The following is a 16257-nucleotide window of genomic DNA, read 5'->3' on the forward strand; positions in this document are numbered from 1 at the left end:
CGGGCACGGGTGCGTTGCGTGCGTTCGGTCGGGGACGCGGCACGGTTCTCGGGTGGCGGTGGACCGGGGAGAACGCCGTGTGCGCGGGCGGCCTCGGGTCACACGCGCCCGGGTGCGGGCGCGGGACGGGCCGCGGCTCTCGCTTCGGGGCGCGAGGCTCGGATGGTGCGGGGGCCCTCTAGAAGGCGCACATTCGACACAGGCACGGACAAACAGCACCGGGCGTCATGGTCGCCTCGGTCGCAGGGATGCGGCTGTTCGTCGTGGTCATGCGGCCCAGTAAAGCAGACGTGGACGGTCGGCCGGCCGCCGCTGTCCGGATGCTGGACAGCGGCGGACAGCGCGGAGCGGGCTCAGCCGCGTACGGATATCTCCACCCGGGCGTCGCGGACCAGTGCGGACAAGGCCGCCAGGTTGTCCACCACCAGGTCGGCGTCGAGTTCCCCGGCCCGGTGGGTTGTGGCCAACGCCACGGTGGCCATGCCGGCCGCGCGGGCCGCGCGGAGCCCGGCGGGGGCGTCCTCGAAGACGACGCAGTGGGCGGGGTCCACGCCGAGCTGCCGCGCGGCCAGCAGATAGGGCTCGGGGTCGGGCTTGCCGCGGGTGACGTCCTCGGCGCTGACCAGCGCCTTCGGGGTGATGCCCGCGGCCTGGAGCCGGGCCTCGGCCAGCCGGCGGGTGGCGGAGGTGACCACGGCCCAGCGGTCGGCGGGCAGGGAGTCCAGGAACTCCAGGGTGCCGGGCAGCGGCCGCACCCCGGCCACGTCCTCCACCTCCAGCTGCTCGACCCGCGCGACGGCCTCGGGCACCAGGTCGGCCGGGAGCAGGTCGGCGATGACCTCCGCGGCGGTACGTCCGTGCAGCTCCACGCCCCGGAACCGCTCGGCGGTGACCCCGTACTCGCCGGCCCACCTGGTCCAGCAGCGCACGACGGAGTCGTACGAGGAGACGAGGGTGCCGTCGTTGTCGAACAGGAGGGCGTGTGCATGGATCGTCATGCGCTCGACCCTACGGCGTACGGCGGGGTCGGCGGCGATCGCCCGTTTCCGCCGTAATAAGGTCACCGCATGCTCACTGTCCTGACGCTGGTGACCGGGGTCGCCGCGCTGCTGCTCGCCGCCTGGTGCGGCTGGGCCGCCTACCGTGACCAGCCCACCAAGGACTGGCACCTCATCGGCATGGCCGCGGTGTCGGTGCTGGCCGCGGTGCAGCTGGTGATCGGGATCGTGCAGCTGGCGCGGGGCGAGAAGCCGGAGCAGGGCACCGCGATCTTCGTGGCGTATCTGCTGGGCGCGTTCGCGTGCGTCCCGGCCGCGGGGTTCATGTCGCTGGCCGAGCGGACCCGCTGGGGTTCGGTGACGGCCGCGGCGGGCGGTGTGGTGCTCGCCGTACTGCAGGTCCGCCTCTATGACATCTGGGGAAGCTGAGATGACGACCGTCGAGGAGAAGCCGGCCCGGCTGATCAGCGGGCCGGGGATGCTGCTCGTGTGGTTCTACGGCGTGATGGTGGTCGGCGCGCTGTCGCGTTCCGTCTACCAGATCTCGACGGACTTCCAACGGGCGCCGCTGGCGTACTCGTTGTCCGCGGTGGCCGGGCTGGTGTACGCGTTCATCACGTACACGCTCGTGCGCGGCGGGGAGGTCGCCCGGCGGGCGGCGCTGGTGTGCTGCGGCGTGGAACTGGCGGGCGTGCTGCTGGTGGGCACGTGGACCGTGGTGGACGGCTCGGCGTTCCCCGACGCCACGGTCTGGTCCGACTACGGGATGGGGTACGTCTTCATTCCCGTGCTGCTTCCGCTGTCCGCGATGTACTGGCTGCGCAAGGCGCGGCCCGGGGCCACCGCCTGAGCCGCGCCGGAGCGCGGCTCAGGTCCGCTCACGCCGTGGTCGCGTAGGTGGCCGCGGGCTTCTCCAGGATGATCACGTCCACTCCGTCCGTGCCCTTGGCGCGGCCCACCGCCTCGTAGCCGACCCGGCGGTAGAGGCGGAGGTTGCCCTCGCTGCGGTGACCGGTCCGGAGCCGGAAGAGGGTGGCGCCGCGCTCCCCGGCGAGGGCGGACTCGGCGGCGCGCAGCAGCCGGGCGCCGATGCCGTGGCCCTGGAGGCGGGGGTGGACGCAGAGCCGCGCGATGGCGGCGGCGCCGTCCTCGGTCACCTTGCCGCGGACGGCGCCGACCACCTCGTCGCCGAGCCGGGCGACGAAGACGCAGTCCGAGGCGATCTCCTCGCGGACGGCGTCGAGGGTCTCGACGAGCGGGTCGATGCGGTAGTTGCCGTAGAGCGCCGCTTCGCTCTGATAGCAGAGGTACTGGAGGCGGAAGATCTGCTCCGCGTCCTGTTCGGTCGCCACCGAGATGGTCACGCTCATGCCCATGTGCGCATGCCTCCCGCTCACCTGATCACCTGTCGTCCCCCACACTCCTATCCCCGCCCTCGACGCGAGGCAACCTCCCTCGTGCGTGGCCGCCCTGTGAGATAGCCAACTCCCCCGCCGTGGGCGGGGGAGCCGGTGTTCCGGTCAGCCCAGGAAGTCGGCGCGGGCGAGGATGCCGGTGTCGGCGTTGTCGGTGAAGACGCCGTCGATGCCGGTTTCGAAGTACGCCTTGAAGGCGCCGAAGGCGTCGCCGTAGCCGTCGACCGCGCCGCCCTTGCGGAACTCGGCCGGCAGGAAGGGGTTCTCGTTGCGCATGGTGTAGGGGTGCAGGATCAGCCCGACGCGGTGGGCGTCGGCGACCAGGCTGGAGGGCTCGGCCAGGGTGCCGTCCGCCTTCCTCGGGATCACCAGGTCGAGGGTGGGGCCGATGCCCTGGGCGTAACCGGCGATCTCCCGCAGGCCCTTGGGGGTGATCAGGTCGGCGACGGTGCGCGGGTCGCCCGTCTCCACGAAGTCCCAGGGGCGGCTGTCGGCCGTGGACAGCAGCACCACGAGCGGGTTGTCGACCAGCCGGTTGAGCCGCTCGATGCTGGTGGGCTCGAACGACTGGAGGATCACCGGGGAGTTGCGGCCGTCCTTGCCGTGCTTGCGCAGCAGCTTGGCCACCCGCTCCTCCAGACCGAGGCCCAGCTTGCGGAAGTAGGTGGGGTGCTTGGTCTCGGGGTAGATCCACACCTGCTTGCCGCGCTTGCGGGTCTGCTCGTCCTGCCAGACGAGGACCTCCTCGAAGGTGGGGATCTCCCAGCGCCCGTTGTAGAGGGTGTTGTGCGGCCGGTTGGCCGGGATGCGCTCGATCGCGCGGAGCGTCTTCAGCTCGGCGAGGGTGAAGTCCTCGGTGAACCAGCCGGTGGTGGGCACGCCGTCGAGCACCTTGGTGGTCTTGCGGCCGGCGAACTCGGGGTGGTCCGCGACATCGGTGGTGCCGCCGATCTCCGGCTCGTGCCGGCAGACGAGGTGGCCGTCCCTGGTGGGGCAGAGGTCACCGGCCTCCACGATGTCGGCGCCGAAGTCGAGGGCGAGTTCGTAGGAGCCGAAGGTGTGCTCGGGGCGGTAGCCGCTGGCGCCCCGGTGCCCGATGACCGTCGGCACCGGCAGGCCCTTCAGACCGCGCCCGGCGGGCTTCGCCGCCCGCGCCTCGGCCGCCCGCGCGGCCCCGGGCAGTCCGAGGACCGCCCCGCTCGCGCCCAGCACCGCGGCGCCGAGCAGCGCCCGCCGTCCCGTGCCCTCGTTCCGCGGCTGCTCGTTCGTCCGGTCGTTCCCCATCGGCGGCCTCCTGCCGTCTGCTGCGCCCGCTGCGTCCATCGCGTCTGCCGGCGTGTCGCTCGTCGGTCCGAGCGATCGTAGGGGCGGGAACATGACAGGAGGGCGGCTTCGGGTCGAACACGGGGACGACGACGAGTGGACCGTGGGCGGCCCGGGTGACGGTCCGTCGCGCACCACGTCCGGCCGAGCGATCTCCGTCACATCGACACAAGGGCGTTACCCGCCGTCTGCCGCGCGTCACCGCAGGTAAACCCGTGTCAACTCTTCGTAAGACCTCGGTGAACCGGCGGTACCCGATGTGCGTTCGCGCCGGACCCGCGAGTAATGTCCTCACCTGCACAGACTCATATCGCTCCCTCGGCATCGGAGGACCCGTTGTCCCGCTTCCGCCTCATCAAGGCAGTGCTCGGACCGATCATGCGCCTGATGTTCCGCCCCCAGGTGGAGGGCGTGGAGCACATTCCGGGGGACGGCCCGGTGATTCTGGCCGGAAATCACCTCACCTTCATCGACTCGATCGTGCTGCCGCTGGTCACGAAGCGTCAGGTGTTCTTCATCGGCAAGGACGAGTACGTCACCGGCAAGGGCGTCAAGGGCCGGCTGATGGCGTGGTTCTTCACCGGCGTCGGCATGATCCCGGTGGACCGCGACGGCGCGAACGGCGGTGTGGCCGCGCTGATGACCGGACGGCGGATCCTGGAGGAGGGGAAGATCTTCGGCATCTACCCCGAGGGCACCCGCTCCCCCGACGGCCGCCTCTACCGGGGACGCACCGGCATCGCCCGTCTGACCCTGATGACCGGCGCGCCGGTGGTGCCGTTCGCCATGATCGGCACCGACAAGCTCCAGCCGGGCGGCAACGGCATCCCGCGCCCCGGCAAGGTGACCGTGCGCTTCGGCGCGCCGATGGAGTTCTCCCGCTACGACGGCATGGACCGCGACCGCTATGTGCTGCGCGCCGTGACCGACTCCGTGATGGCCGAGGTCATGCGGCTGTCCGGGCAGGAGTACGTGGACATGTACGCCACCAAGGCGAAGGCCGCCTGAGGCACCCGGACGGGCGGACGCGGCGGGCGTTCGTCCGTCTGCCGGTGTGAATCTCCCCCGGCACAGGGGCATTCGGCCTACGCTCCCGCGCGTACGCCCCGGAAAACATGTCTGATTCAGGCATGGATACACCTTCGCGGCGAACCCTCCTCCGTGTCCCGATCGCAGCCGTCGGTGCGAGCTTCCTGGCGTCCTGCGGCTCCGGCTCCGAGACCCGCTCCGGTCCCCACCGGGCGGACACCGGCCCCCTCGGGGCGGGCACGGAGGGGAACTTCGTACCGGCGGGGCCCAAGGGGTACGTCAACCCGTCGGACCCGGAGGTACTCGCCACCGAGCGCAAGCGCGGGGCGGGCCGTGTCCACACCCACCGGTTCACGGCGGCCGAGGCGGAACTCGACCTGGGCGGGCGGTCCGTGCGGACCTGGGCCTACAACGACACGGTGCCGGGCCCGCTGGTCCGGGTCAGCGCCGGCGACGTGCTCGATCTGACGCTCGCCAACCGGCTGCCCACCAGCACCACCCTGCACTCGCACGGGGTGCGGCTGCGCTGCGACATGGACGGCGTACCGGACCTGACGCAGCGGGCCATCCCCTCGGGGCGCGACTTCCGCTACCGGTTCACCGTGAAGCACCCGGGCACCTATCTGCTCCACTCCCACGTCGGGATGCAGCCCGACCGCGCCCTGTACGCGCCGCTCGTCGTGGACGACCCCAAGGAGACGCTCGCCTACGACAAGGAGTGGATCGTCGTCCTGGACGACTGGCTGGACGGGGTGGACGGCTCCACCCCCGACGGCGTGCTCGAACAGCTCAAGCCGGGCGGCTCCGCGATGGGCGGCATGGGCATGGGCCCCGAGCATCCGCACGCGAGCGGCAGCCCGAGCCCCGGTCCGAGCCGGTCGGCCACGGCGAAGGCGGCGCCGCCCGCCAGGTCCACGGGCCCCAACCGGGTGCTGCACGACTCCCACAGCCGCATGCTCGACGGCGACGGCGGCAGCGTCGACTACCCGTACTACCTCGCCAACGGGCGGCTGCCGCACAATCCCTCGGTGTTCCGCTGCCGCCCCGGCGACCGCATCCGGATCCGCTTCGTCAACGCGGGCTCGGAGACGGCCTTCCGGGTCTGCCTCGGCGGCCACGCCATGACCGTCACCCACACCGACGGCTACCCCGTGCGGCACAAGGAGACCGACGCGCTGCTCATCGGCATGTCCGAGCGGTACGACGTGCTGGTGACCGCCAAGGACGGCTGCTTCCCGCTGGTCGCGCTGGCCGAGGGCAAGAAGGGCAGCGGGCTCGCCGTACTCCGCACCGACAAGGGAAAAAACCTTCCCTCACCGAATGTCAGGCCGGACGAGCTGGACGGCGAGTGCGTGCCGGCGCGGCGGCTGGAGCCGGCCGAGTCGGTGGCCCTGCCGAAGCGGGACCCCGACCGCCAGATGCGCATCAGGGTCACCGGCAACATGCACAACTTCGACTGGGGCTTCGACCACAAGCCGTACGACGTGCGGCAGCGGCACGAGATCCATGCCGGGGAGCGGGTGCGGCTCACCCTCATCAATGCGACGGACATGTGGCACCCGATGCATCTGCACGGGCACACGTTCGCGATGACCGGGCTTGACGCGGTGGGGGCGCGCAAGGACACCGCGCTGGTGCTGCCGCACCGCAAGCTGGTGGTGGAGTTCGACGCGGACAACCCGGGGCTGTGGATGCTGCACTGCCACAACCAGTACCACTCGGAGAGCGGGATGATGACGGTGCTGGGGTACAAGCGCTGAGCGGCCGGCCGGGGCCCGCGCCCCGGCCGGGACTCTCTACTCCGCGTCCTCCGGATGCCCGGTCCGCTCCGTGTTCTCCAGTCGCTGCCCCTTCAGCAGGAACCACGCCACCGCCGCCGTGCTCAGCAGGACCGCCGCGCCCGCGCCGGAAGCCAGGTGGAGGCCGTGCACGAAGGCGTCGCGGGCCGCGTCCAGGAGGGAAACGGCCGCGCCGGCGGGCATGCGGGCCGCGGCCTCGACCGCCGCGCCCAGCGATTCATGGGCGCCGGAGGGGGTGCCGGCCGGCCCGGTGAAGCCGCTGTAGACGGCGGTCACGATGGAGCCGAGGAGGGCGATGCCGAGCGCGGCGCCCAGTTCGTAGGCGGTTTCGGAGACCGCCGAGGCGGCACCGGCCTGTTCCTTGGGGACGCTGGAGAGGATCACGTCGGCGGTGACCGTGAAGGACAGGCCCGCGCCGATGCCGACGACCAGCAGGGCCGCGCCGAGGACCGGGTAGCCGGTGGACTGGCCGAGGCAGGTCAGGGCGGCCAGGGCCAGGCCGACCGCGGCGAGGCCGCCCGAGACCACCGAGCGGACCGAGAAGCGCCGGGCCGCGCTGCCCGCGACCAGTCCGGCCGCCACCGCGCCCACGGCGGCGGGCAGTTCGGCGAGGCCCGCCTCGAACGGGTGCCTGCCCTGGACCAGTTGCAGGTACTGGGAGAGGAAGAACACCAGCCCGGACATGCCGAGCACGGTCAGCAGGTCGGCGAGCACCGCGCCGCTGAAGCCGCGGTGCCGGAACAGCCGCATGTCCAGCAGCGGGACGGGCATGGTCAGCTGACGGCGGACGAAGCCGCCGAGGGCGCCCGCGCCCAGCAGACCGACGGTGAGGGCCGGCCAGGAGAAGCCGTGCGTGGCGGCCTCCTTGACGGCGTAGACGACGCCGATCATGCCGACGAGGGACAGCAGGACACTCTGCAGGTCCCAGGGGCCCGGGTGCGGGTTGCGGGACTCGGGCAGGGTGCGCAGGCCGACCAGCACGAGGACGGCCATCACCGGCAGGTTGATCAGGAAGACCGAGCCCCACCAGAAGTGCTCCAGCAGGAAGCCGCCCGCGATCGGGCCGACGGCCGTACCGGCGGAGGCGGTCGCGCCCCAGATGCCGACGGCGAGGCTGCGCTCGCGCGGGTCGTGGAAGAGGTTGCGGATCAGGGCGAGGGTGGCCGGCATCAGGGTCGCGCCCGCGACACCGAGCAGCGCCCGCGCCACGATCATCGACTCGGGTGACGTGGCATAGGCGTTGAGCACGGAGATCGCGCCGAACGCGGTGGCGCCGCAGAGCAGGATCCGCTTGCGGCCGATGCGGTCGCCGAGGCTGCCCATGGAGACCAGCAGACCGGCGATGACGAAGGAGTAGACGTCACCGATCCACAGCAGCTGGGTGCCGGAGGGGTGGAGGTCCTCGCTGATGTAGGGGGTGGCCAGGCCGAGGACGGTGGCGTCGACGGCCACCAGCAGCACGGCCAGGACGAGGACGCACAGCGCGAGCCACCGGCCCGGACGCCGCTCCGCCCGCGCCACGTCGGCCGGCCGCAGGGTGCTGGTCATGGTTCCTCTCTTCGCAGGGCGCCGCCGAGCAGCAGTTCGGCGACCATGGTCGGGAAGTCGCGGGCGGCCACGCGGCCGTCCAGGCTGGCCCAGGCGCAGGAGGCGGTCAGGCCGTAGAGCGCCTCGGTGAGCCAGGCGGGCGTGAGGTCGAGGCGGAACTCGCCGCCGTGCTGCCCGCGCTGGAACAGGGCGGCGATCCGGCTGTCGAGCCGCTGCCAGCCGTCGTTCTGCCGGTCGCCCTCCCACAGCTGGCTCTCGCCGTACAGGAAGGCGAGCAGTCCGGCGGCCGGCTGGATCTCGCGGACCAGTCTGCGCACGGCGTCGGCCGCGGCCCCCTCCTCCGGGCGGGCCCGGTCCAGTGCCGCCTCGCACTCCGCGATGCCGAGCGCCTCCAGCGCCCGTACGAGCGCGTCGCGCCCGGCGAAGTGGCGGTGCAGCGTGGCCCGGCTGATCCCGGCGGCCTTGGCGACCTCGTCCATGGTCGCGGTGGACTTGCGGGTCAGCAGGGCGGCGGCGCTGCGCAGCACATGGTCACGATCCATGAGACAAGGATAGACCAAGTGAGACATCCGTGTCTCATGCTGGGCATGCGTGGCTCATCGCCGCTGGTCGGCGCGGGTGCGGCTCAGGGTCCGGGCGCGTGCGGGGCGCGTCGGCACCGGGGGACGCGCGTGCGCCCGGACACGCGGGCGGGGGTCAGTGCCAGGGCAGTTCCCCGCGCCGCTGCCAGTAGGCGCTGGGGTCCTCGGTGAGCGTGGCGAGGCGGGTCATCTGCTCCGCGTCCAGGTCGACGGCGGGGGCGTGCAGATTGGAGGCGAGCTGGGTGACCGTCGCGGCGCCGGAGAGGACCACGCCCACCCAGGGCCGGCTCAGGATCCAGGCGAGGGCGACGGCGTCGCAGCCGAGTCCCGTCTCGGCGGCGACCGCCCGCAGCGCCTCGGGTGCGTTCGGACCGGCGAGCCGGCCGTTGGCCATGCCCTCCTTGACGATCACGGTCAGCCCGGCGTCGTGGGCCTCGGCGAGGGCGGGGCCCGCGGAGTGCTCCAGGACGTTGTACGTGGACTGGACGGTGCGGAAGAGGGGCTCGCCGTCGACCGTCACGGCGAGGGCGGCGCGGATCGCGTCGGCCTGGGCGGGGCCGCTGGTGGAGAAGCCGACGGTCAGGCCCCCCGCGGCGGCCTCCGCGAGCCTTGCGTGGAGTTCCTTGTCGGTGAGGGCGGGGCTGTCCGGGGTGACCGAGTGGATCTGGTAGAGGTCGAGCCGGTCGCCGAGCAGGGCGTCGGTCTCGGCGCGCTGGCGCTCGTACGTGGCCAGGCCGTGGTCCTTGACCTCGTGCCGCTCGGCCTCGGTGGACCAGCCGGCGGTGTAGGTGTAGCCCCACTTGCTGCCGACGACGACGTCCTGGACGTCGGGGCGGGCGTTGAGCCAGTCGGCGAGGAACTCCTCCGAACGGCCGTAGGAGCGGGCCGCGTCGAAGTAGCGCACGCCCTGGGCGTAGGCGGCGTCGAGGAGTTCATGGGTGCGGGCGCGCAGGGCCGCCACGCTCCGGTCCGCGCCGAGGTCCTCGTCCCGGCCCAGGTTGATGTAGCCCGGACGGCCGACGGCGGCCAGTCCCAGGCCGATGTGACAGGTGGCGGTGGTGGCGGTCGCGAGACGGGCGAAGGGCATCGCGGGCTCCGTTGGGTCGGCTCCGGTTCGGCTTCGACCAACGTAACCCGCGACCGGCTCCGCCTTGAGCCCGGCGCGTGCGGTGGACCCGCCGGGGCGGGCACCCGTCCCGTGGCACGCCCGGCGTAGCCTCTTCCCGTGCCAGCCCCCCGTCTGCATCGCGTCGCCGTCCTCGTGCTCGAAGGCGCGAAGCCGCTCGACGTCGGCATCCCCGCGCAGGTGTTCACGACCCGGGCGAGCATGCCGTACGAGGTGCGGGTGTGCGGGGCCGCACCCGGCCTGGTGACCGGCGGCGACGGCCTCGCGTACCACGTCGCCCACGGCCTCGACGCGCTGGAGTGGGCCGATGTCGTCTTCGTGCCCGGCTACCGGTTCCCGGACCGCGAGGACCCGCCGCGGGCCGTCGTGGACGCGCTGATCGCCGCCCACGCCCGGGGCGCCCGGCTCGCCGCCATCTCCACGGGTGCCTTCGCGCTCGCCGCCACGGGCCTGCTCGACGGCAGGCGGGCCACGACGCACTGGCACTACACGCGGGCGCTGCGGGCCAGGCACCCGCTCGTCCGGGTCGACGAGAACGTGCTGTTCGTGGACGAGGGCAGCCTGCTCACCTCGGCCGGCGCCGCCTCCGGCATCGACCTGTGCCTGCACATCCTGCGCGGCGACCTCGGCGTGGCCGCGTCCAACCACGCGGCCCGGCGGCTGGTCGCCGCCCCCTACCGCAGCGGCGGCCAGGCCCAGTACGTGCCGCGCAGCGTCCCCGAGCCGCTCGGCGAGCGGTTCGCCGCCACCCGCGAGTGGGCGCTGCACCGGCTCGGCCAGCCCCTCACCCTCGACGTCCTGGCCCGGCAGGCCGGGGTCTCGGCGCGCACGTTCTCCCGGCGCTTCGTCGAGGAGACCGGCTACACGCCGATGCAGTGGGTGATGCGTGCGCGCGTCGACCTGGCCCGCGAACTGCTCGAACGCTCGCAGCGCAGCGTCGAGCAGATCGCCGCCGACGTCGGGCTCGGCACCGGCGCCAATCTGCGGCTGCACTTCCAGCGCATCCTGGGCACCACGCCGAGCGAGTACCGGCGCACCTTCACCCGGGGCGAGTGAGCGCCGGCGCCCGTGGCGGGATCCTTGCGAACCGTGGCGGTCGCGCCACTGTCGGCGGCGTGGGCCGCGAGCGAGCCTGGTGGCGAACGGAAGGGACATCGCTCATGACTCGCATCGCCATCAACGGTTTTGGACGCATCGGACGCAATGTGCTGCGCGCGCTGCTGGAGCGCGACAGCGCCCTGGAGATCGTCGCCGTCAACGACCTGACGGAGCCCGCCACGCTCGCCCGGCTGCTCGCCTACGACAGCACGGCCGGCCGGCTCGGGCGCCCGGTGACCGTCGAGGGGGACGCCCTCGTCGTCGACGGCCGCCGGATCACGGTGCTGGCCGAGCGCGAACCGGCGCGGCTGCCCTGGGGCGAACTCGGTGTCGACATCGTCCTGGAGGCCACCGGCCGCTTCACCTCGGCCGCGGCCGCCCGCGCCCACCTCGCCGCAGGCGCGAAGAGGGTGCTGGTCAGCGCGCCGTCGGACGGCGCGGACGTCACCCTCGCGTACGGGGTCAACACCGACGCCTACGACCCGGCCGCGCACACGATCGTCTCGAACGCCTCCTGCACCACCAACGCGCTCGCGCCGCTGGCCGCGGTCCTCGACGAACTCGCCGGTATCGAGCACGGGTTCATGACGACGGTGCACGCCTACACCCAGGAGCAGAACCTCCAGGACGGTCCGCACCGCGACGCCCGCCGCGCCCGCGCCGCCGGCGTGAACATCGTGCCGACCACGACCGGCGCCGCCAAGGCGATCGGCCTGGTGCTGCCGAACCTCGACGGCAAGCTGTCGGGCGACTCGATCCGCGTGCCGGTGCCGGTGGGCTCGATCGTCGAACTCAACACGACCGTCGCGCGCGAGGTGACACGCGACGACGTGCTGGCGGCGTACCGCGCCGCGGCCGAGGGACCGCTCGCCGGCATCCTCGAGTACTCGGACGACCCGCTCGTGTCGTCCGACATCACCGGCAACCCCGCCTCGTCGATCTTCGACTCGGCCCTCACCCGCGTCGACGGCCGCCACGTCAAGGTGGTCGCGTGGTACGACAACGAGTGGGGCTTCTCGAACCGCGTGATCGACACGCTGGAGTTCCTCGCCGCCTGATCCAGACGGGAGGCCCTGGGGCCTGTCTTCCGGATCTTGCCGGGGTCGCGGGGGCTGGGCCGTAAGGCACCGCCGACCCGGGCCGACCTGATCCGGAGGAAAGGCCCTAGCGGACCGTCTTCGCCCGCGCCCACTCGTGCTGGGCGGCCACGTTCGCCTTGACCTCGGCCAGTTGGACGGCCACCGCGCTCGGGGCCGTGCCGCCGCGGCCGTTGCGGGAGGCCAGGGCGCCGGGGACGTCGAGGACGGTGCGGACCTCGGGGGTGAGGTGGCTGGAGATCTTGGCGAACTGCTCGTCCGTCAGCTCGTCCAGCTCCTTGCCCTCGGCCTCCGCGACCTTGACGCACTCTCCCGCGACCTCGTGCGCCACCCGGAAGGGGACGCCCTGGCGGACCAGCCACTCGGCGATGTCGGTGGCGAGGGAGAAACCGGCCGGGGCCAGTTCCGCCATGCGCTCGCGGTGGACCGTGAGGGTGGCCATCATGCCGGTGAAGGCGGGCAGCAGCACCTCCAGCTGGTCGCAGGAGTCGAAGACCGGCTCCTTGTCCTCCTGGAGGTCGCGGTTGTAGGCGAGGGGCAGGGCCTTGAGGGTGGCGAGCAGTCCGGTCAGGTTGCCGATCAGGCGGCCGGACTTGCCCCGGGCCAGCTCCGCGATGTCCGGGTTCTTCTTCTGCGGCATGATCGACGAGCCGGTGGAGAACGCGTCGTGCAGGGTGACGAAGGAGAACTCCTTCGTGTTCCAGATGATGATCTCCTCGGCGATCCGGGAGAGGTTCACGCCGATCATCGCGGTGATGAAGGCGAACTCCGCGACGAAGTCCCGGGAGGCCGTGCCGTCGATGGAGTTGGCCGCGCTGCCGTGCTCGAACCCGAGGTCCTCGGCCACCGCCTCCGGGTCCAGGCCGAGGGAGGAGCCGGCCAGGGCGCCCGAGCCGTACGGCGAGACCGCCGTGCGCTCGTCCCACTGGCGCAGCCGCTCCGCGTCCCGGGACAGGGACTGGACATGGGCGAGGACGTGGTGGGCGAAGAGCACCGGCTGGGCGTGCTGGAGGTGCGTGCGGCCGGGCATCGCCACGTCGGGGTGGGCCTCGGCGAGGCCGATCAGGGCGTCCTGGAGGTCGGCGATCAGACCGCCGATGATCCGGGCGTGGTCCCTGAGGTACATCCGGAAGAGGGTGGCCACCTGGTCGTTGCGGGACCGGCCGGCGCGGAGCTTGCCGCCCAGGTCGGGGCCGAGGCGCTCCAGCAGGCCCCGCTCCAGGGCGGTGTGCACGTCCTCGTCGGCGATGGTGCCGGTGAAGGAGCCGTCGGCGACGTCCGCCTCCAGCTGGTCGAGCCCGGCGATCATGCGCTCCAGCTCGTCCGCGCTGAGGAGTCCGGCCTTGTGCAGCACGCGCGCGTGGGCGCGGGAACCGGCGATGTCGTAGGGCGCGAGCCGCCAGTCGAAGTGGACGGACGCGGACAGCTTCGCCAGGGCCTCGGCGGGACCGTCGGCGAAACGGCCGCCCCAGAGCCGTACGTCACCGCTGTTGCTGCTCACTTGCGTGCTCCTCGGGAGTGTGTCTGTGCGACCGCCTCCCCACCCTTGCAGGTGAGGAGGCGGCTGTCAGTTCTGATGCGTGCGAGGGACCCGTGCGGGTCACGCCGGATCCGCGTCAGGCTTCGCCTGCGAGATCACGCCGCGCGGCGATCTTCGACGACAGGCTGTAGATGTCGATGAAGCCCTTGGCCGCCGCCTGGTCGAAGGTGTCGCCGGTGTCGTAGGTGGCGAGGTTGAAGTCGTACAGGGACGACTCCGAGCGCCGGCCGGTGACGACCGCGCGGCCGCCGTGCAGGGTCAGGCGGATGTCGCCGGACACGTGCTGGTTGGCCTCGTTGATGAAGCCGTCCAGGGCGCGCTTGAGCGGGGAGAACCACTGGCCGTCGTAGACCAGTTCGCCCCAGCGCTGCTCGACCTGCCGCTTGTAGCGGCCGAGTTCGCGCTCGACGGTGACGTTCTCCAGCTCCTGGTGGGCGGTGATCAGCGCGATCGCGCCGGGGGCCTCGTAGACCTCGCGGGACTTGATGCCGACGAGGCGGTCCTCGACCATGTCGATCCGGCCGATGCCCTGGGCGCCCGCGCGCTCGTTGAGCTGCTGGATGGCCTGGAGGACGGTGACGGGCTTGCCGTCGAGGGCGACCGGGACGCCCTCCTTGAAGGTGATGACGACCTCGTCGGCCTCGCGCGGGGTGGCGGGGTTGGAGGTGTACTCGTAGATGTCCTCGATCGGGGCGTTCCAGATGTCCTCCAGGAAGCCCGTCTCGACGGCGCGACCGAAGACGTTCTGGTCGATGGAGTACGGGGACTTCTTGGTGGTGGCGATCGGGAGCTGCTTGGCCTCGCAGAAGGCGATCGCCTTGTCACGGGTCATCGCGTAGTCGCGGACCGGGGCGATGCACTTCAGGTCGGGGGCGAGGGCGACGATGCCGGCCTCGAAGCGGACCTGGTCGTTGCCCTTGCCGGTGCAGCCGTGGGCGACCGTGGTGGCGCCGTGCTTCTTGGCGGCGGCGACCAGGTGCTTGACGATCGTCGGCCGGGAGAGGGCGGAGACCAGCGGGTAGCGGTCCATGTACAGGGCGTTGGCCTTGATCGCCGGCAGGCAGTACTCGTCGGCGAACTCGTCCTTCGCGTCGGCGACCTCGGCCTCGACGGCACCGCACGCGAGGGCGCGCTTGCGGATGACGTCCAGGTCCTCGCCGCCCTGGCCGACGTCGACCGCAACGGCGATGACCTCGGCGCCCGTCTCCTCGGCGATCCAGCCGATGGCGACGGAGGTGTCCAGACCGCCTGAGTAGGCGAGTACGACGCGCTCGGTCACGGGATTCTCCTCACGTGCAATTGCTGACATGCATGAGTATGCAGAACTCTGCATGATTCGTCAATCGCTCTTTCGAGTGAGCCGCAGAATCCTTAGACAGTCGAAAGAGTTGCGGGGATAATCGCGGACATGGGAAAGACCTACGAGCGCATCGACGGCAGGCTCCGGACGTTCATCGAGGAGCAACCCCTCTTCTTCACCGCGACCGCGCCGCTGTCCGGCGACGGCCGGGTCAACCTCTCCCCCAAGGGCCTCAAGGGCTCGTTCGCCGTGCTGGACGAACGCACCGTGGCCTACCTGGACTTCGCCGGCTCCAACGCCGAGACCATCGCGCACCTGCGGGAGAACGGGCGGATCACCCTGATGTGGTGCGCCTTCCAGGGCCCGCCGAACATCGTGCGGGTGCACGGCCGGGGCGAGCCGGTGTTCCGCGACGACCCGCGCTTCCCTGAGCTGCTCGCCCGCTTCCCCGGCATCGACCCGGGGCCGCACGGGCTGCGCGCCGTCATCGTCGTCCACGCCGAGCTGGTGCGGGACACCTGCGGGTACGCCGTCCCCTTCATGGCGTACGAGGAGGAGCGCGACCTGCACGAGAGGCGCTTCGCGCGGGAGGACGACGCCTCCCTGAACGAGTACTTCACCAAGAAGGAGTACATCGCCACGAGCATGGACGGCCTTCCCGGACTGCCGCTGCCGCTGCCCCCGGCTAGCGTCTGAGCATGCGTTCTGGTGCCGTCGCCGGCCTCGTCTCCGCCTGCGTCCTCGGTCTGCTCGGCGCCGCCCCGTCGCGCGGGCCGCTTCCGTTGCCCGAGCGGCTGGCCGACACCGGCGGCGGCACCCAGCTGATCATTGCGCAGGCGCCGGACACCGGTGCCACGACGGGCACGGTCACCTGGTGGGACCGGCGGGGCGGGACATGGGTGCGGGCCGGGTCCGCGCCGGCGCGGTTCGGGGCGAAGGGGCTGGTCGAGGGGGCGGCGCGGACACAGGGCACGGACACGACGCCGACCGGGTTGTACGACCTCCCCTTCGGCTTCGGGACCAAGGCGGCGCCGGGCGGCACGCGGGTCCCCTACCGGGCCGTGCGCGAGAGCTCCTGGTGGTGCCAGGACAACGCGTCGTCGTCGTACAACCGCTGGACGGACCCGCTGCCGCGCGACTGCCGGGCCTCGGAGGCGGAGCACCTGAGCGCGTACGCCGGGCAGTACGCGTACGCGCTGGTGGTGGGGTTCAACTACCACCGGCCGGTACGGGGGCGGGGGGCCGGGATCTTCCTGCACGTCAACGGGCGCGGGGCGACCGCCGGCTGTGTCTCCGTCCCGGAGGCGGACATGCGGCGGATCCTGCGCTGGGTGGTGCCGCGGCGGGCGCCGCACATCGTCCTGGGCACCTCCGGCGGCGCCACCGGCATCAGCCGGTACTGA

At 72.2% G+C, this 16257-nt stretch carries 16 protein-coding genes; 8 read left to right on the forward strand and 8 right to left on the reverse strand.

Features of this window, described 5'->3' with window-relative positions; genetic code table 11:
* Positions 1 to 353 precede the first annotated feature (353 nt).
* Entirely contained in the window at positions 354 to 998 is a 645-nt protein-coding gene (locus ACSP97_RS07770; RefSeq protein WP_355525406.1) for an HAD-IA family hydrolase, read from the reverse strand.
* 69 nt (positions 999 to 1067) lie between these two features.
* On the opposite strand from ACSP97_RS07770, the gene ACSP97_RS07775 reads away from it, so the two are divergent.
* Positions 1068 to 1427, forward strand: coding sequence for a hypothetical protein (locus ACSP97_RS07775; RefSeq protein ID WP_070030117.1), 360 nt, complete (start codon positions 1068 to 1070; stop codon positions 1425 to 1427).
* 1 nt (position 1428) lies between these two features.
* Positions 1429 to 1848 carry a hypothetical protein gene (locus ACSP97_RS07780; RefSeq protein ID WP_180331896.1) on the forward strand — a complete coding sequence of 140 codons (420 nt, stop codon included), beginning with the start codon at positions 1429 to 1431 and terminating at the stop codon, positions 1846 to 1848.
* A 28-nt stretch (positions 1849 to 1876) separates the two neighbouring features.
* On the opposite strand, the gene ACSP97_RS07785 is transcribed toward ACSP97_RS07780, so the two are convergent.
* Together ACSP97_RS07785 and ACSP97_RS07790 are read right to left on the reverse strand one after the other, a co-directional pair.
* Positions 1877 to 2374: a GNAT family N-acetyltransferase gene (locus tag ACSP97_RS07785; RefSeq protein ID WP_355150167.1), complete on the reverse strand. Its 498-nt coding sequence runs from the start codon at positions 2372 to 2374 to the stop codon at positions 1877 to 1879.
* 144 nt (positions 2375 to 2518) lie between these two features.
* Positions 2519 to 3697 (reverse strand): glycerophosphodiester phosphodiesterase, encoded by a 1179-nt coding sequence (locus ACSP97_RS07790; protein WP_440556885.1) that lies wholly within the window; start codon positions 3695 to 3697, stop codon positions 2519 to 2521.
* A 324-nt stretch (positions 3698 to 4021) separates the two neighbouring features.
* On the opposite strand from ACSP97_RS07790, the gene ACSP97_RS07795 reads away from it, so the two are divergent.
* Complete coding sequence (locus tag ACSP97_RS07795) at positions 4022 to 4744, forward strand: lysophospholipid acyltransferase family protein (protein ID WP_071828522.1); 723 nt, start codon at positions 4022 to 4024, stop codon at positions 4742 to 4744.
* 122 nt (positions 4745 to 4866) lie between these two features.
* Positions 4867 to 6525 (forward strand): multicopper oxidase family protein, encoded by a 1659-nt coding sequence (locus ACSP97_RS07800; protein WP_355149888.1) that lies wholly within the window; start codon positions 4867 to 4869, stop codon positions 6523 to 6525.
* Between the two features lie 36 nt (positions 6526 to 6561).
* On the opposite strand, the gene ACSP97_RS07805 is transcribed toward ACSP97_RS07800, so the two are convergent.
* From ACSP97_RS07805 to ACSP97_RS07815, 3 genes are all read right to left on the reverse strand, one after another.
* On the reverse strand, positions 6562 to 8112 hold the full coding sequence (locus tag ACSP97_RS07805) for an MFS transporter (protein ID WP_440556887.1): 1551 nt from the start codon (positions 8110 to 8112) through the stop codon (positions 6562 to 6564).
* On the reverse strand, positions 8109 to 8654 hold the full coding sequence (locus ACSP97_RS07810) for a TetR/AcrR family transcriptional regulator (RefSeq protein ID WP_355149884.1): 546 nt from the start codon (positions 8652 to 8654) through the stop codon (positions 8109 to 8111). The genes ACSP97_RS07805 and ACSP97_RS07810 overlap by 4 nt, the downstream gene beginning before the upstream one ends.
* A 154-nt stretch (positions 8655 to 8808) precedes the next feature.
* The gene (locus tag ACSP97_RS07815; RefSeq protein WP_440556889.1) at positions 8809 to 9780 is read right to left on the reverse strand and encodes an aldo/keto reductase; all 972 of its coding nucleotides are present in this window, start codon (positions 9778 to 9780) and stop codon (positions 8809 to 8811) included.
* Positions 9781 to 9918: 138 nt separating this feature from the next.
* Between ACSP97_RS07815 and ACSP97_RS07820 the strand changes: the two genes are divergently transcribed.
* Positions 9919 to 10875, forward strand: coding sequence for a GlxA family transcriptional regulator (locus ACSP97_RS07820; protein WP_382009289.1), 957 nt, complete (start codon positions 9919 to 9921; stop codon positions 10873 to 10875).
* A 104-nt stretch (positions 10876 to 10979) separates the two neighbouring features.
* A complete protein-coding gene (gene gap, locus ACSP97_RS07825; RefSeq protein WP_355149878.1) occupies positions 10980 to 11975 on the forward strand; it encodes a type I glyceraldehyde-3-phosphate dehydrogenase in 996 nt (331 codons plus the stop codon).
* A 106-nt stretch (positions 11976 to 12081) separates the two neighbouring features.
* Here gap and argH read toward each other — a convergent pair whose 3' ends face one another.
* Positions 12082 to 13515, reverse strand: a complete 1434-nt coding sequence (argH, locus tag ACSP97_RS07830) for an argininosuccinate lyase (RefSeq protein ID WP_364727197.1) — start codon at positions 13513 to 13515, stop codon at positions 12082 to 12084.
* A gap of 115 nt (positions 13516 to 13630) precedes the next feature.
* On the reverse strand, positions 13631 to 14833 hold the full coding sequence (locus ACSP97_RS07835; protein ID WP_355149874.1) for an argininosuccinate synthase: 1203 nt from the start codon (positions 14831 to 14833) through the stop codon (positions 13631 to 13633).
* Positions 14834 to 14962: 129 nt separating this feature from the next.
* Between ACSP97_RS07835 and ACSP97_RS07840 the strand changes: the two genes are divergently transcribed.
* Positions 14963 to 15550 carry a pyridoxamine 5'-phosphate oxidase family protein gene (locus tag ACSP97_RS07840; protein ID WP_355149872.1) on the forward strand — a complete coding sequence of 196 codons (588 nt, stop codon included), beginning with the start codon at positions 14963 to 14965 and terminating at the stop codon, positions 15548 to 15550.
* Positions 15551 to 15552: 2 nt separating this feature from the next.
* The gene (locus tag ACSP97_RS07845) at positions 15553 to 16257 is read left to right on the forward strand and encodes a L,D-transpeptidase family protein (protein WP_440556891.1); all 705 of its coding nucleotides are present in this window, start codon (positions 15553 to 15555) and stop codon (positions 16255 to 16257) included.

Origin of the sequence: Streptomyces sp. SCPE 10 (assembly GCF_051980735.1) — a bacterium.
Lineage (GTDB): Bacteria > Actinomycetota > Actinomycetes > Streptomycetales > Streptomycetaceae > Streptomyces > Streptomyces misionensis.

Excerpts from the sequence above, each read along its gene's own strand:
- ACSP97_RS07845 (WP_440556891.1), top strand. The coding sequence starts at position 15,553 with ATGCGTTCTGGTGCCGTCGCCGGCCTCGTCTCCGCCTGCGTCCTCGGT.
- ACSP97_RS07805 (WP_440556887.1), bottom strand. The coding sequence starts at position 8,112 with ATGACCAGCACCCTGCGGCCGGCCGACGTGGCGCGGGCGGAGCGGCGT.
- gap (WP_355149878.1), top strand. The coding sequence starts at position 10,980 with ATGACTCGCATCGCCATCAACGGTTTTGGACGCATCGGACGCAATGTG.
- ACSP97_RS07815 (WP_440556889.1), bottom strand. The coding sequence starts at position 9,780 with ATGCCCTTCGCCCGTCTCGCGACCGCCACCACCGCCACCTGTCACATC.
- ACSP97_RS07775 (WP_070030117.1), top strand. The coding sequence starts at position 1,068 with ATGCTCACTGTCCTGACGCTGGTGACCGGGGTCGCCGCGCTGCTGCTC.
- ACSP97_RS07795 (WP_071828522.1), top strand. The coding sequence starts at position 4,022 with ATGTCCTCACCTGCACAGACTCATATCGCTCCCTCGGCATCGGAGGAC.
- ACSP97_RS07780 (WP_180331896.1), top strand. The coding sequence starts at position 1,429 with ATGACGACCGTCGAGGAGAAGCCGGCCCGGCTGATCAGCGGGCCGGGG.
- ACSP97_RS07800 (WP_355149888.1), top strand. The coding sequence starts at position 4,867 with ATGGATACACCTTCGCGGCGAACCCTCCTCCGTGTCCCGATCGCAGCC.
- ACSP97_RS07770 (WP_355525406.1), bottom strand. The coding sequence starts at position 998 with ATGACGATCCATGCACACGCCCTCCTGTTCGACAACGACGGCACCCTC.
- ACSP97_RS07790 (WP_440556885.1), bottom strand. The coding sequence starts at position 3,697 with ATGGGGAACGACCGGACGAACGAGCAGCCGCGGAACGAGGGCACGGGA.
- ACSP97_RS07810 (WP_355149884.1), bottom strand. The coding sequence starts at position 8,654 with ATGGATCGTGACCATGTGCTGCGCAGCGCCGCCGCCCTGCTGACCCGC.
- ACSP97_RS07840 (WP_355149872.1), top strand. The coding sequence starts at position 14,963 with ATGGGAAAGACCTACGAGCGCATCGACGGCAGGCTCCGGACGTTCATC.
- ACSP97_RS07785 (WP_355150167.1), bottom strand. The coding sequence starts at position 2,374 with ATGGGCATGAGCGTGACCATCTCGGTGGCGACCGAACAGGACGCGGAG.